The organism is Actinoplanes flavus (assembly GCF_017592555.1).
Taxonomy (GTDB): Bacteria; Actinomycetota; Actinomycetes; order Mycobacteriales; family Micromonosporaceae; genus Actinoplanes; species Actinoplanes flavus.
Map to the genome: position 1 here is coordinate 314,945 of NZ_JAGFNS010000001.1, position 14,200 is coordinate 329,144.

Annotated in this window: 12 protein-coding genes and 1 pseudogene; 5 read left to right on the plus strand and 8 right to left on the minus strand. The window is 70.8% G+C overall.

All coding sequences use genetic code 11. The features are described from left to right. Positions 1–1,557, plus strand: a complete 1,557-nt coding sequence (locus J5X75_RS01455) for a phytoene desaturase family protein (protein WP_208465318.1) — start codon at positions 1–3, stop codon at positions 1,555–1,557. Here J5X75_RS01455 and J5X75_RS01460 read toward each other — a convergent pair. Next, positions 1,554–3,104 carry a Rieske 2Fe-2S domain-containing protein gene (locus tag J5X75_RS01460; protein WP_208465319.1) on the minus strand — a complete coding sequence of 517 codons (1,551 nt, stop codon included), beginning with the start codon at positions 3,102–3,104 and terminating at the stop codon, positions 1,554–1,556. The genes J5X75_RS01455 and J5X75_RS01460 overlap by 4 nt on opposite strands. Before the next feature lie 123 nt (positions 3,105–3,227). Here J5X75_RS01460 and J5X75_RS01465 point away from each other — a divergent pair, with 123 nt between their 5' ends. Continuing rightward, a complete protein-coding gene (locus J5X75_RS01465) occupies positions 3,228–3,467 on the plus strand; it encodes a DUF2631 domain-containing protein (RefSeq protein WP_208465320.1) in 240 nt (79 codons plus the stop codon). 58 nt (positions 3,468–3,525) lie between these two features. On the opposite strand, the gene J5X75_RS01470 is transcribed toward J5X75_RS01465, so the two are convergent. The 7 genes and pseudogenes from J5X75_RS01470 to rpsB all read right to left on the minus strand — a co-directional run bounded on the left by J5X75_RS01470 (position 3,526) and on the right by rpsB (position 10,356). Continuing rightward, positions 3,526–4,782, minus strand: coding sequence for a DivIVA domain-containing protein (locus tag J5X75_RS01470; protein WP_208465322.1), 1,257 nt, complete (start codon positions 4,780–4,782; stop codon positions 3,526–3,528). Positions 4,783–4,819: 37 nt separating this feature from the next. Next, positions 4,820–5,998, minus strand: coding sequence for a dual-specificity RNA methyltransferase RlmN (gene rlmN / locus J5X75_RS01475; RefSeq protein ID WP_208465323.1), 1,179 nt, complete (start codon positions 5,996–5,998; stop codon positions 4,820–4,822). Between the two features lie 43 nt (positions 5,999–6,041). Continuing rightward, a pseudogene (locus J5X75_RS01480) lies at positions 6,042–6,974 on the minus strand (phosphatidate cytidylyltransferase); the annotation flags it as partial. 191 nt (positions 6,975–7,165) lie between these two features. After that, positions 7,166–7,723: a ribosome recycling factor gene (gene frr, locus J5X75_RS01485; RefSeq protein ID WP_208465325.1), complete on the minus strand. Its 558-nt coding sequence runs from the start codon at positions 7,721–7,723 to the stop codon at positions 7,166–7,168. Positions 7,724–7,781: 58 nt separating this feature from the next. Next, positions 7,782–8,537, minus strand: coding sequence for a UMP kinase (gene pyrH, locus J5X75_RS01490; protein ID WP_188126782.1), 756 nt, complete (start codon positions 8,535–8,537; stop codon positions 7,782–7,784). A 107-nt stretch (positions 8,538–8,644) separates the two neighbouring features. Then, complete coding sequence (tsf, locus tag J5X75_RS01495; protein ID WP_208465326.1) at positions 8,645–9,475, minus strand: translation elongation factor Ts; 831 nt, start codon at positions 9,473–9,475, stop codon at positions 8,645–8,647. A gap of 29 nt (positions 9,476–9,504) precedes the next feature. Then, positions 9,505–10,356, minus strand: coding sequence for a 30S ribosomal protein S2 (gene rpsB / locus J5X75_RS01500; protein WP_208465328.1), 852 nt, complete (start codon positions 10,354–10,356; stop codon positions 9,505–9,507). A 348-nt stretch (positions 10,357–10,704) separates the two neighbouring features. Between rpsB and J5X75_RS01505 the strand changes: the two genes are divergently transcribed. The 3 genes from J5X75_RS01505 (at position 10,705) to dprA (ending at position 14,061) form a co-directional block, all read left to right on the plus strand. Beyond that, complete coding sequence (locus J5X75_RS01505; RefSeq protein WP_208465330.1) at positions 10,705–11,064, plus strand: YraN family protein; 360 nt, start codon at positions 10,705–10,707, stop codon at positions 11,062–11,064. Beyond that, positions 11,064–12,599, plus strand: a complete 1,536-nt coding sequence (locus tag J5X75_RS01510; RefSeq protein ID WP_208465331.1) for a YifB family Mg chelatase-like AAA ATPase — start codon at positions 11,064–11,066, stop codon at positions 12,597–12,599. Before J5X75_RS01505 ends, J5X75_RS01510 begins: the two co-directional genes overlap by 1 nt. 256 nt (positions 12,600–12,855) lie before the next feature. After that, positions 12,856–14,061 (plus strand): DNA-processing protein DprA, encoded by a 1,206-nt coding sequence (gene dprA / locus J5X75_RS01515; RefSeq protein ID WP_238487113.1) that lies wholly within the window; start codon positions 12,856–12,858, stop codon positions 14,059–14,061. The last annotated feature ends 139 nt before the right edge of the window (positions 14,062–14,200 follow it).

Below are 14,200 nucleotides of genomic sequence, written 5' to 3' on the forward strand. Positions count from 1 at the left end.
ATGACGCCCATTCCTGGCCGCGCCGACGTGGTGATCATCGGAGCCGGTCACAACGCCCTGGTCTCCGCCGTCCTGCTGGCCCGCGCCGGGCTCGACGTCGTCGTGCTCGAGGCGGCGAGCGTGCTCGGCGGCGCCACGCGTACCGAGCATCCCTTCGCCAAGGTTCCCGGTCTGGGCCAGTCGACCGGCTCCTACCTGCTCGGCCTCATGCCACCGGAGCTGCTGAGGACGCTGGACGTGGACATTCCGGTGCTGCGCCGGGATCCGCACTACTTCCTGCCGTCGCCCGGGCCGGCCGGCTCGCCGTACCTCCTCTTCGGCAGTGACGGCGCGGCCAACCGCGCGCAACTGACCCCCCGCGACGCCGCCGCCGACGAGGCGCTGGCCTGCGAGATCGGCGCGCGGCGCGCCGCGCTCCCGCCCCCCAGGCGGGCCGCGCCGGCGTCCGGCGAGGAGATCGCCGACCGCTACATCCGGCCGCAGCTCCAGAGCACCTTCCTCGATCTGGTACGCGGATCGGTGGTCGACTACCTGGCCCGTTTCGGGTTCGCCAGTGAGCTGCTGGTCGCCATGTACTCGGTGACCGACGGCCTGTCCGGTCTGAACGCCGGGCCGGACGATCCGGGCACCGGGCACAACTTCCTGGTCCACAACATGTGCCGGCTGCCCGGCTCGGACGGGACCTGGCTGATCGCCGAGGGCGGGATGGGCACGGTCTCCCGGGTCTTCGCCGACGCCGCGCGCGCCGCCGGGGCCCGTCTCTACACGGATGCCCGGGTGACGGCGGTCACCGTGGACGGCGGGGCGGCCAGCGGGGTGGTCCTGGCCGATGGGCGGTCGGTCGCGGCGAATGTCGTTCTGGGCGGCTGTGACCCGTACCAATTGATGGGTCTTGTCCCTGAAGGTGCTCTGCCGGCCTCGCTCACCGAGCGGATGGCCGCGGTCAAGCGGCCGGGCAGCACCCTCAAGGTCAATCTCGCGCTGCGTGACCTGCCGCGTTTCTCCTGCCTGCCGGAGGGTGCGCCGTCGCCGTTCGGGTCGACCATCCACCTGCTGCCGGGCGAGGCCTCGCCGATGACGAACCTGCGGCGGATGTGGGCCGATGTGCAGGCCGGGGTGCTGCCGGACGAGCCGACCATCGAGTGGTATCTGCACACCACCGTCGACCCGTCGCTGCGCGACGAGGCCGGGCATCACTCGTCGGCGCTCTTCGTGCAGTCGGTGCCCTTCGAGCCTGCCGGATCTTCGTGGGATCAAGAGCTTCCGGGGTACGTGGATCGCCTGCTCGCCCTCTGCGACCGGTACGCGCCGGGAACGTCGGACCTGGTGGCCGATGTGATGCCGCTGACCCCGCCCGGCATCGAGCAGCACTTCGGGATGACCGGCGGGCACATCCACCACGTCGACAACACGGTCGCCTTCGACCGGCGGATGCCCTACTTCACCGGGCTGGACGGGCTGTACCACGGCTCGGCGGGCGCACACCCGGCCGGCAGCGTGATCGGCGCGGCGGGCCACAACGCGGCCCGCCGCATCCTGCGTGATCTCGCCGTCTAGGCCTTCTTCTCGGCACGGATCTTGTGGCCGACGCCGGTGAGGCAGCGGCCACTCGGCAGGTCGAACTTCCAGCCGTGCAGCTGGCAGGTCAGCACGTTGCCCTCGACGATGCCGAACCGGGACAGGTCGGCTTTCAGGTGGGGGCAGCGGCGCTGCACGGTCCAGTCGCCGAACTCGATGTCCTCGGCGTCGACGGCCTTCTCGTGCTCGTCGTACCAGCCCTCGGCGTACTGGAGACGCTCCTCGGAGAGGCACTTGAAGAACGCGTAGACGAACTCGTTGTACTGGCCGATCCGGGCCGCCGAGAAGCGGCAGGACAGGAACAGCGAGTTCACCCAGTCACCCTCGTCGATGAAGATGAGGTGCTCGATCAGCTCGCGCTGGGTGCGGAAGCGGTAGCGGACCTTCTCGTCGGCGTACGCCCGGACCTGCTTGCCCGGGAAGTCCACCACGATCGACTCGACCTCGTCGCCGTCGTAGGAGACCAGATCGAAGCGGACCGGGCCGCCCACGCCCTTGGCCATGTAGATCGACTCCTCGAGCAGCGGCTCGATCCGCTTCTTCAGCTCGCCGAGGACGTCGATCTCCGGGTGCCGCCAGGACGCCTTCTCGGCCTCGATGATCGGCCGCTTGCGCTCCCGCATCTCCTCCAGGTGGGCCTTCTTGTTGGCGAAGAACTCGTCGACCGGCATCGGGTGCGTGGTCGTCTGCCTCGTGCCACCGTCGGTCAGCTCGGTCACACTGCCGGGCAGCTGGACGACCGCGTTGGTGCCGCCGACCTTCGCGTACTCGGACAGGAACACCGACTGGTCGGGGAAGATGTTGCCCTCGTCGCCGTGGATGTCGTTGAACTGCCACAGCTCGTCGTCGAGGAAGCACGGCGGACCGGCGATCGGGAAGACGAAGTCCGCCTTCAGGTCGTCGATGTAACGCCAGGTGCGGTCGAACTGCCGCTCCCGCTTCTGCTTGCCGAACGCGGTCTTCGCGTTCTCCGGCAGCTCGTAGACCATCGGATACCAGATCGCTCCGGAGAACTGGAGCATGTGCGCGTGCACGTGGCCCAGCTCGTTGAACCGCGTCAGGTCGGCGGGCCGGGCGTCGTTCTGGTTCAGCACACGGATGCCGTCGTACTCCACCCAGAGTGACGAGTCACCGATCGGGCCGTCGGTCGGGCTGATCAGCGCCTGGATCATCACCTTCAGGCCGCCGTCCAGCTCGTGCACCTCGTCGGACTTCGTCCGCAGGAAGCTGGTGAAACCCAGCGCCCGCAGCTCGTCCTCGAGCTGGCTGGTCGGGTACTCCGGCAGGAGAACGGTGGCCTTCTTGCTGATGAACCTCTTCAGGTGCTCCGCGTCGAAGTGGTCCCGGTGCAGGTGGGAGACGTACAGGTAGTCGACGTCGCCCAGGGTCTCCCAGTCCAGCTGGGAGTTGTCCGGGAACGGGAACCAGGAGGCGAAGTACGCCGGGTTCACCCACGGATCGCACAGAATGCTGCCGGCAGCGGTGTCGATCCGCATGCTCGCATGGCCGGTGCCCGTGATCCGCACTGAATCGCTCCTCTACTTGCGGCTTTCTGACCGCCTCGAAAGTACAGCCGGGTTGGTGGGTTCCGCCCACTGACCCCGTGACAGACTGTTTTCCGATTCACCATCGAACAGGAGGTCGCCACCGTGGCTGCGGAAGAACACCACGAGGAGGTCTACGCGCCCGACCAGCTGAAGCCCGGCAATCGCAAGCGGGCTCAGAAGGGCGCGATCATCTCGGCCGCCATCATGTTGCTCTTCTTCTGGGGAAACCAGCAGGGCAACACCGAAAAGGTCTGGCTCGCCGTGATCGCCGTGGGCCTGATCGCCATCATCATCGGCGACGCCGTCCTGCGCCGCAGCGGCCTCCGGCCGAACGACCAGTAGTCCCTCGCTGACGAAGAAAGAGGGGGCCGACGGCCCCCTCTTCTTTCGTTTCCGTGACTCAGCGGCGGCGCAGCAGGATGTCCTTCACCTCGCGCAGCGCGGCGTCGACCTCGGCCTCGAAGTAGCCGTTCGGCACCAGACCGAACTGCAGCATGTCGAGGTCGTTCTCGTTCACCGGCATCGGGCCGCGGCCGGTCATGGCCTGCAGGATGCCCTCGAACAGCCGGTCCACCTGCATCGGGTCGTAGCCGCTGCCGAACCGGCGGGGCTGGAACGTGCGGCGCAGCTGGTCCACCCGGTACAGCTCGCCACCCGGCTCGCCCAGCGGCGGGCCGAGCTGCGGCTGCTGCGGGCCGTAACCCCCGCCGTACGGCGGGCCGCTCATCGGCGCGCCCGGCATCGGCGAACCCGGCATGGCCATCGGCGAACCCGGCATCGGGGCGCCCGGCATCTGGCCGTAACCGCCGCGCGGGTCCCGGTCGGGCATCCGGATCTCGGCGGTCATGTCCGCCTTGCCGTGCCGGCCGGGCTCGAAACCGTCGTAGCCGCCCTGGTCGTAACCACCCTGGTCGTAGCCGGGCGGCGGGCCGGGCCGCTGCGGAGGCTGCTGCTGCGGAGGCTGCTGCTGGCCGTAACCGGTGGGCTCGTCGTACCGCCCGTACGGGTCGGGGCCGGGCGGAAGCTGCTGCTGCTGCCGCTGCGGCATCTGCGGGGGCATCATCCGGTCGTCACGCACCGGTGCGGGCAGCCGCTCGGTCGGCGGGGACGCCATCCGGGCCGCCGGGTTCATGGCCGGGCCGGGCTGCTGCTGCGGGCCGCCGAAACCGCCCTGACCGGGCATGCCCTGCGGCTGCATGCCGCCGCCCGGCGGGAAACCCTGGCCGGGAGGCGGGAAGCCCTGCCCCTGCGGCATGCCACCGGGGCCGCCGGGGCCACGGTCGAAACCGCCACGGTCGAAGCCCTGGCCGGGGCCACCGGGCCCGGGGCCCCCCGACGGGGGGCCGGAGGCGGAGGCGGCGGTCAGGCCGCTGCGCATGGAGTCGCGCATGGGATCCGGAGCGGGACGCCCGCCCCGCTCCTCGAACTCGGCGAGCTGCCGCTCCACCCGGTCGAGGTGCAGGTCGACCTGCCACTCGTCATAGCCACCGAAGCGCACCCGGAAGACGACGTCGTGCACCTCCTGCGCCGCCACCGGCGGGCCGACCTGCTCCCCGGCCAGGGTCGCCTCGACCCGGTCCAGGAAGGCGTCGACCTCGTCGACCTTGTAGCCACGCCGCAGCGCACGCCTTCGGAAACGCTGCCCCTGACTCGTCACAACGTCTCCCACTCCGCTCGCTGGGACCTACGCCCAGTCACTGTGCCACCTCCGCGTCGGCTGCGGCGCCCCCTGCGCTCGCGTGCGTCAGCTCGCCCGCGGCCAGTTGGCCGCATGCGCCGTCGATCTCCCGCCCCCGGGTGTCGCGAACGGTCGTCGCGACGCCGGCCTCACGAAGCCGGCGGACGAACTCGCGCTCGACCGGTTTGGGACTGGCATCCCACTTGCTGCCCGGTGTCGGGTTGAGCGGGATGAGATTCACATGGGCCAGCTTGCCGTTCAGAAGGCGGCCCAACAGGTCGGCACGCCAGGGCTGATCGTTTACGTCCCGGATCAGGGCGTACTCGATGGAAACCCGACGGCCGGTCTGCGCCGCGTAGTCGAACGCGGCATCGAGCACCTCGGCCACCTTCCAACGCTGGTTGACGGGCACAAGCTCATCGCGCAGATCATCATCGGGGGCATGCAGTGACAGCGCAAGAGTCACCGAGAGCTGTTCGGCGATCAACCGGCGCATTGCGGGCACCAAACCCACCGTGGACACGGTGATGTGCCGTTGTGACAGCCCGAGACCCTCCGGAGCGGGCGCGGTGAGGCGCCGCACCGCCTCGATGACCCGCGGATAGTTGGCCAGCGGCTCGCCCATCCCCATGAAGACCACCCGGGACAGGCGCGGCGGGGAACCGGTGACCGCGCCGGACGCCGCCACACCGGCCAGGTAGACCACCTGGTCCACGATCTCCGCCACCGACAGGTTGCGGGTCAGGCCCTGCTGGCCGGTCGCGCAGAACGGGCAGGCCATACCGCAGCCGGCCTGGCTCGACACACAGGCGGTCACCCGGTCGGGGTAACCCATCAGGACGCTCTCCACGAGGGCGCCGTCGTGCAGCTTCCACAGCGTCTTGCGGGTCGCGCCGTCGTCGCACGCCTGCTCCCGGATCGGGGTCAGCAGGGTGGGCAGCAGGTCCGCGGTGAGCCGCTCGCGGGCCGCGGCCGGCAGGTCGGTCATCTCGGAGACGTCCCGCACCAGGCGGCCGAAGTAGTGGGTGGAGAGCTGCTTGGCCCGGAACGCCGGCTCGCCGAGGCTCGTCACCGCGCTCTTGCGGCCGGCGAGGTCCAGGTCGGCGAGGTGGCGTGGGGGCATGCTCGGGCGGCGGCGGGTGCTCACCGCGTCGGGCTGGTCGGGGCTGATCGGGATGACCGGAAGAATCGTCATGGCGTATCCAGTCTCCCACGTCCGCGGAGTCTCTCGCCCATTGCTAGCTCGGGGCGATGATCGCGAAGAGCAGGTACGCGGTCGGAACGGCGAACAGGATCGAGTCCAGCCGGTCCATCAGGCCGCCGTGCCCGGGCAGCAGGTTGCTCATGTCCTTCACGCCGAGATCCCGCTTGAGCATGGACTCGGCCAGGTCGCCGAGCACCGCCACCACCGAGATGACCGCGCCGAACAGCAGGCCCCCGTAGACCGGCACGTCGAGCAGGAAGAAGAGCAGGGCGCCGCTGCCGATGGCGGCCGCCGTGACCGAACCGGCGAAGCCCTCCCACGACTTCTTCGGACTGATCTTCGGAGCCATCGGGTGCTTGCCGAGGAAGACGCCGGCGGCGTACCCACCGGTGTCCGAGAGCACCACGGCGACCAGGGTGCAGATCACCCGCAGCGGGCCGTCGTCCATCTGCACCAGCATGGCCGCGAAGGCCAGCAGGAACGGGCCGTAGACGGCGATCAGGAGGCTGGGGGTGAAGTCCCGGCGGACCGCGGCCACCCCGTCGGCGAGCCGCCACAGGACCGCGGCGCCGACCGTGGCCACCAGGCCCAGGGTCAGCGCGTCGACGCCCTCGAACCAGGCCAGGCCGATCATCACGGTGCTGCCGGCGATCAGCGGGATCAGCGGCGGGCGGGCGCCGGTGGTGGCCAGCGCGCGGGCCATCTCCCAGGCGCCGACGCCGGAGGCCACCACGAGGACGCCCAGCAGGGCGATCGGCTCGATCAGCAGGGACGCCAGGACGATCAGGCCCAGGCTGAGGCCGACCGCGATGGCGGCGGGCAGGTTACGCCCCGCGCGGCCGCCGCCCTGCGGCTTGCGGCCCTTCCCGGCACGGCGACGGCCCTTGCCGCCGCTCCTGGCGTTCTCCGCCGGCTGCGGGTTACCGGGCTCGATCATCGATTCCGTTCCGGGGTACGCGGGCGGCGCCGCCGCTGGTTGCAAAGACAATGCCGACCCCTACCTCATGCTCACTGAAACCGTGCAGAGCGTACTGCAAAGGTGACGGTTGAACAGGGTTCGAGGTGGCCGGGAATTTAACCATCCGTGAACCGAGACCGGCCGAACAGGCGGAAGCCCGGCGCACCTGACGGCGAGGCGGGCCGGGCTTCGTCCGGTGCTCAGACCTCGAGCAACTCGGCTTCCTTGTGCTTGAGGAGTTCGTCGATCGAGGCGACGTAGCGATGGGTCACGTCGTCGAGTTCCTTCTCCGCGCGACGGCCCTCGTCCTCGCCGGTGTCGCCGTCCTTGACCAGCTTGTCGATCTGGTCCTTGGCCTTGCGGCGGACGTTCCGGATGGCGACACGGCCGTCCTCGGCCTTGCCACGGGCCACCTTGATCATCTCTCGGCGGCGCTCCTCCGTCATCTGCGGGAGGTGGATGCGCAGCTGCGTACCCTCGTTGTTGGGGTTGACTCCCAGATCGGAGTCACGGATCGCCCGCTCGATCGGACCCAGCTGGGACGCGTCATAGGGCTTCACGATGACCATGCGCGGCTCCGGGACGCCGACGGACGCCATCTGCGTCACCGGCGTGGGCGCGCCGTAGTAGTCGACCAGGATCTTGGAGAACATCGCGGGAGTAGCCCGGCCGGTACGGATGGCGGCGAACTCCTCCTTGGCGTGCTCGACCGCGCTCTCCATCTTCTCCTCGGCCTCGAAGAGGGTTTCCTCGATCACCGGCTCTTCTCGCCTCCTTGCTGTCTTCGGTGGTGCGGGATGTGGGGACGGAGCGCGATCAGTCGGCGGTGATCAGGGTCCCGATCCGCTCGCCGGCACACGCGCGCACGATGGTGTCGTCGCCCTCGGCGCCGAAGACCAGCATCGGGAGCTTGTTCTCCTCGCAGAGGCTGAACGCGGCCTGGTCGGCCACCCGCAGCCCGCGCTGGAGGACGCCCTGGAAGGTGATGGTCTCCAGTTTCCGGGCGGTGGGGTCGATCCGGGGGTCGGCGGTGTAGACCCCGTCCACGCCGTTCTTGCTCATCAGCACCATGTCCGCGTGGATCTCCAGCGCGCGCTGGGCGGTCACCGTGTCGGTGGAGAAGTACGGCATGCCGGCGCCCGCGCCGAAGATCACGACCCGGCCCTTCTCCAGGTGACGGATCGCACGGAGAGGGAGGTACGGCTCGGCGACCTGGGCCATCGTGATGGCGGTCTGCACACGGGTCTCGATGCCCTCCTTCTCCAGGAAGTCCTGGAGGGCCAGGCAGTTCATCACCGTGCCGAGCATGCCCATGTAGTCCGCCCGGTTGCGGTCCATGCCGCGCTTCTGCAGCTCCGCGCCGCGGAAGAAGTTGCCGCCGCCGACCACCACGGCGACCTGGATGCCGCGCCGCGTCACGGTCGCGATCTGCTTCGCCAGCGACTGGACCACGTCGGGCTCGACCCCGACCGCGCCGCCGCCGAAGACTTCGCCGGAGAGTTTGAGCACGACCCGCCGTGGCCGCATGGGCGGCGGGTTCTCGTCAACCGTGGCGGACTGCTCGGTCACCATCGTCATGAGACCCGCCTTTCCTTCGCTATCTGCAGGAGACCTTATGCGACCGGGAGGCCGGGCGCTGAATCGCGTACCCGACCTCCCGTGCCACAGCGTTACTCGCCTTACTCCTGGCCGACCTCGTACCGGACGAAGCGGGTGACCTCGATGCCGGACTCGCTGACGACCTGCTTGACCGTCTTCTTGTTGTCGACGACCGAAGCCTGCTCGAGCAGGACGAAGTCCTTGAAGAAGGAGTTCACCCGACCCTCGATGATCTTGGGCAGAGCCTGCTCCGGCTTGCCCTCCTCACGAGCGGTCTGCTCGGCCACGCGGCGCTCGGTCTCGACGACCTCGGCCGGGACCTCCTCGCGGGTCAGGAACTTCGGGCGCATCGCGGCGATCTGCATGCCGACCGCGCGGGCGTCGTTGTCGGCCGCCTCGTCGCTCTTGCCGGTGTACTGCACCAGGACGCCGACCTGCGGCGGCAGGTCCTGCGCCTTGCGGTGCAGGTAGACCGCGACGGTGCCGTCGACGATCGTGAAGCGGTTGACCACGATCTTCTCGCCGATCTTGGCGGCGTAGTCCTGGACCAGGTCGGCGACGGTCTTGCCGTCCTCGATCGTGGCGGCCAGCAGCGCGGCGGCGTCAGCGATCTTGTTGGCCTCACCGAACTTGACGAGCCGGTCGCCCAGGGCCACGAAGTCCGGGGTCTTGGCGACGAAGTCGGTCTCGCAGTTCAGCTCGAGCAGCGCGCCGCCCGAGTGGCTGACGATGCCGTTCGCGGCGGTCCGGCCGGCCCGCTTGCCGACGTCCTTCGCACCCTTGATGCGGAGGAACTCGACAGCCTTGTCGAAGTCGCCCTCGGACTCCTCGAGCGCCTTCTTGCAGTCCATCATGCCGGCACCGGTGAGGTCGCGGAGCTTCTTGACGTCCGCGGCGGTGTAGTTAGCCATGACTCTTCTCTCGATGTCAGTCGGTCGAGTTACTCGGCGGGGACGGCGGCGGCCGGAGCGGCGGCGGCCGGCTCCTCGGCCTTCTTCTCGGCGCCCTCGTAGAGGTCCCGCTCCCACTCGGGCAGCGGCTCGCCGGCGGCGACGGTGCCCGCCTCGGGCTTCTCGTCGGCGTTGCCACCGCGGCCACGGCCGGAGCGGGCGATCAGGCCCTCGGCGACGGCGCTGGCGACGACCTTGGTCAGCAGCTCGGCGGAGCGGATCGCGTCGTCGTTGCCCGGGATCGGGAAGTCGACCTCGTCCGGGTCGCAGTTGGTGTCCAGCACCGCGATGACCGGGATGTTGAGCTTCCGGGCCTCGTCGACCGCGATGTGCTCCTTCTTGGTGTCCACGACCCAGATCGCCGACGGCACCTTGGTCATGTCACGCAGACCACCGAGGGTCTTGGTGAGCTTCTCCTTCTCGCGGGAGAGCTGGAGGGTCTCCTTCTTGGTGTAACCGGCGGCGGTGCCGCTCAGGTCACCCAGGGCCTCGAGCTCCTTCATCCGCTGAAGGCGCTTGTACACCGTCTGGAAGTTGGTCAGCATGCCACCGAGCCAGCGGTGGTTGACATACGGCTGGCCGACCCGGGTCGCCTGCTCGGCGATGGCCTCCTGCGCCTGCTTCTTGGTGCCGACGAAGAGGATGTGGCCACCCTCGGCGACGGTGTCCCGGATGAAGCTGTACGCCTTCTCGATGTAGTCGAGGGTCTGGCGCAGGTCGATGATGTAGATGCCGTTGCGCTCGGTGAAGATGAAGCGCTTCATCTTCGGGTTCCAGCGCCGGGTCTGGTGCCCGAAGTGGACACCGCTCTCCAGCAGCTGACGCATGGTCACGACGGCCATGGTTGGCACTCCCTGATCTTCCCTGGTTGTCACGCCCACCGGCGGTGGGCGTCCTGGCGCCCGGTCGGCGGCCACGGTCGGACCCGACGAGATCGGGACCAGGGAGGGCCGCCGCCGACGACCGTTACTCTGAGTGACTCAGATCACGGCGCGTTCGGAGGGCGCGCGAGGTCGACCGCGTGGGCGGTCGCCGCCGACAAGCATACGCCAAGCCCCGCGCCGGGCCGGTCCACCCTCTTGTCTTGGGTCGCTACCACGATCCGGCGGACGGTCGGCGGTCATCCACAGCGCCGCACGGCCCACAGGGCGCCGAGCGGGCCGCCGCGATCGGTGCCACCGTGCCGGGTCATGACGACTCAGCGACGGGCGGTCGGCGCGTACGGCGAACGACTGGCCGCCCGGCACCTCCAGGACAGCGGCCTGATCCTGCTGCAACGCAACTGGCGCTGCGCCGACGGCGAGGTCGACCTGATCCTGCGTGACGGCGACGACCTGGTCTTCTGCGAGGTGAAGACCCGCCGCACGGCGACCTTCGGTCCGCCGGCGGCCGCGGTGAGCCACCGCAAGGTGCGCAAGTTGCGCCAGTTGGCGGCTCGCTGGCTGACCGAGACGGGGGTACGGGGACAGCGCATCCGTTTCGACGTGGTGGAGGTCCTGCCGCAACCACGTGGCGCCACCCGCCTCGTACACATCAGGAGCGCCTTCTGATGAGCTACGCCCGGGTGCTCTGCGTCGGCCTCGCCGGGGTGGCCGGCCACCTCGTCGAAGTCGAGGCCGACCTGTCCGCCGGCCTGCCCGCGCTGGCCCTCACCGGTTTGCCCGACACCGCGCTCAACGAGGCCCGCGACCGGGTCCGGGCCGCCGTGGTGAACTCCGGACGGGACTGGCCCAACCGCCGGATCACGGTGAACCTGCTGCCCGCCGCCCTGCCCAAGCACGGCAGCGCCTTCGACCTGGCGATCGCCGCCGCGGTGCTGGCCGGCGCCGGTGAGCTGCCGCCGGCGCCGCTCGACCGGGTCGTGCTGCTCGGCGAGCTCGGCCTCGACGGCACGGTACGACCGGTGCGCGGCGTGCTGCCGATGGTGGCCGCGGCGGTCCGGGCCGGGATCACCCGCGTCATCGTGCCGGCCGGCAACGCGCGGGAGGCGACCGTCGTGCCGGGCGTCACCGTCCGGGCCGTCGACACCCTGCACCGCCTCGTCGAGTTCGCCCGCGGCGAGGCGGCGCTGCTCGATCCGCCGGACGCACCGGAGACGACCGAGCCGCCCGGCCCCGACCTGGCCGACGTGGCCGGCCAGGAGATCGGCCGGTACGCCCTGGAGATCGCCGCGGCCGGCGGCCATCACCTGGCCCTCTTCGGCCCGCCCGGCTCCGGCAAGACGATGCTCGCCGAGCGGCTCCCGTCCATCCTGCCGGAGCTCGACGACGACGCCGCCCTCGAGGTCACCGCTCTCCAGTCGATCGCCGGGGTGCTGCCGCCGGACGGGCGGCTGATCCGCCGTCCGCCGTTCCAGGCGCCACACCACAGCTCGTCACTCGCGGCCCTGGTCGGCGGCGGCTCCGGGCTGATCCGGCCGGGCGCGCTCAGCCTGGCCCACCGGGGCGTGCTCTTCCTCGACGAGGTGCCCGAGATGAGCCGCGGCACGCTCCAGGCGCTGCGGCAACCCCTGGAGAGCGGCCGGGTGGTGCTGTCCCGGGCCCGCGGCACCACCGAGTACCCGGCCCGGGCACAGCTGGTCGTCGCCGCGAACCCGTGCCCCTGCGCCAGCCCGGCCGGGGACCACGCCTGCCAGTGCACGCCCCTGGTCCGGCGCCGCTATCTGGGCAAGCTGTCCGGGCCGCTGCTCGACCGCATCGACATGAAGATCCACCTGCTGCCGGTGCGGGCCGCCCAGCTGACCGTCGCCACCGAACCCGCCGAGCCGTCCACCGCCGTCGCGGTCCGGGTGGCCCGAGCCCGTACGGCGGCCGCGGCCCGGTGGGCGACCGGCGGCTGGCGGGTCAACGCCGAGGTGCCCGGGCACCGGCTGCGGCGGCCGCCGTGGCGGTTGCCACCCCGGGACACGGCCGTCCTGCACGACGCCCTGGAGATCGGGGTGCTGTCGGCGCGCGGCTTCGACCGGTGCCTGCGGCTGGCCTGGACCATCGCCGACCTGGACGGGCGGGACCGGCCCGCGGTGGGGGACGTCTGTGAGGCGTACCAGCTGCGCATGGGTGAGCCCACCACCCGCGCCGCCGCGTGACGCCCGCTCCCGCCCGTCACCCTCGGCCCGCCGTTCGCCCCACCCGCTCCCCCACCTTCACCCACCGCCGCCGGCTGCTTCGACTCGGGGCGACCGCTTCACCGACCCGGTGCGGTGCGCCTGACCGCATCGGTGGCCTCCGTCGTACGTCCTTTTTGGAGTTTCTGATGAATTTCGCCACGACCCGTGCCGTAAGCCGTGCGGCGCTCGTCGCCGTGATCGCCGTTGTTCTCGTGATCGCCGCGGGATGCCCGTCATGAGCGGCTGCCCCGGCGCGGGCGAGCCGGCCGATCGGGCCGCCCGTGTCGCACTGACCTGGCTCGCCGAACCCGGCAACCGGACGGTGTGGACACTCGTCCAGCAGTCCGGCGCACCGGCCGCGCTGGACCGGCTGCTCGACGGTGACATCCCGGACACCCGCCTGCGTTCGGCGGTCACCGCCCGGCTCAGGTCCGGTGACCCACGCCGGATGGCGGAGATCGCTCTGCGCCGGGCGGACCGGCTCGGCGCCCGCCTCGTCGTACCCGCCGACGACGAGTGGCCCGCCCGGGTCGACGACCTGGCGGCTCTGGAACTCGACGCCGGCGGGCTCGTCAACCAGGACACCCGGCCGCCTCTCTGCTTCTGGGTGCGCGGCGCCGCGGCCCTCGGCGAGACCCTGGAACGGTCGGTGGCGATCGTCGGCGCCCGGGCCTCCACCGCGTACGGCAGGCACGTCACGACCGACATGGCGTACTCGATCTCCGGCGAGGGATGGACCGTCGTCTCCGGCGGCGCGTTCGGCATCGACACGGCCGCCCATCGCGGCGCGCTGGCCGCCGACGGCCGGACCATGGCGATCCTCGCCTGCGGCGTGGACCGGCCCTACCCGGTGGGGAACTCCGCGATGTTCGACCGGATCGTCGAGCAGGGCCTGCTGGTGAGCGAGTGGCCGATCGGCGCGGCACCGTTCCGGCACCGGTTCCTGATCCGGAACAGGGTGATCGCCGCGGTCACCGCCGGCACGGTCGTGGTCGAGGCGGCGGCCCGCAGCGGCGCGACCCAGACGATGAGCCGGGTGCTCGCCCTCGGCCGGCCCGCGATGGTGGTGCCGGGCCCGGTCACGTCGGCGATGTCGGTCGGTTGCCACGAGATCCTGCGCGGCCATCCGTACGCCCGGGTGGTGACCTCGGCCACGGACGTGCTCGAGGAGGTCGGCCGGATCGGCGAATACCTGGTGGATCCGCCGCGCGGCCCGGAGCACCGGCGCGACCGTCTCGACGAGGAGTCGGCCCTGATCCTGGAGTCCCTGCCGGCACGGGGAGCCTGCACCCCGGAGGAGCTGGCCGCCGGCGCGCGGCTGAGCCTGCGGACGGTGTTGCGGCGGCTCTCCCTGCTGGAGATGGCCGAATTGGTGGTCCGCACCGGGGACGGATTCGCGCTGCCACCCGGTCGGCGGCCCGTCCGTCACTCGGACGAGTGATCTCACCCCATGCGAACATTCGGACAATACGGACTTATAGGCCGCCACCAAGCGTGCATGAGATGCCGGACCATCGATGGCCTGCATCGATGGACATCACCGGCCCGCGGGCACGGCTGCGACCGGCCCGTCGAGCGCG

Coding starts and splice junctions, on each gene's coding strand:
- J5X75_RS01455 (WP_208465318.1), top strand. CDS start 1: ATGACGCCCATTCCTGGCCGCGCCGACGTGGTGATCATCGGAGCCGGT.
- rlmN (WP_208465323.1), bottom strand. CDS start 5,998: ATGACGATTCTTCCGGTCATCCCGATCAGCCCCGACCAGCCCGACGCG.
- pyrH (WP_188126782.1), bottom strand. CDS start 8,537: ATGGTGACCGAGCAGTCCGCCACGGTTGACGAGAACCCGCCGCCCATG.
- tsf (WP_208465326.1), bottom strand. CDS start 9,475: ATGGCTAACTACACCGCCGCGGACGTCAAGAAGCTCCGCGACCTCACC.
- rpsB (WP_208465328.1), bottom strand. CDS start 10,356: ATGGCCGTCGTGACCATGCGTCAGCTGCTGGAGAGCGGTGTCCACTTC.
- J5X75_RS01505 (WP_208465330.1), top strand. CDS start 10,705: ATGACGACTCAGCGACGGGCGGTCGGCGCGTACGGCGAACGACTGGCC.
- J5X75_RS01510 (WP_208465331.1), top strand. CDS start 11,064: ATGAGCTACGCCCGGGTGCTCTGCGTCGGCCTCGCCGGGGTGGCCGGC.
- dprA (WP_238487113.1), top strand. CDS start 12,856: ATGAGCGGCTGCCCCGGCGCGGGCGAGCCGGCCGATCGGGCCGCCCGT.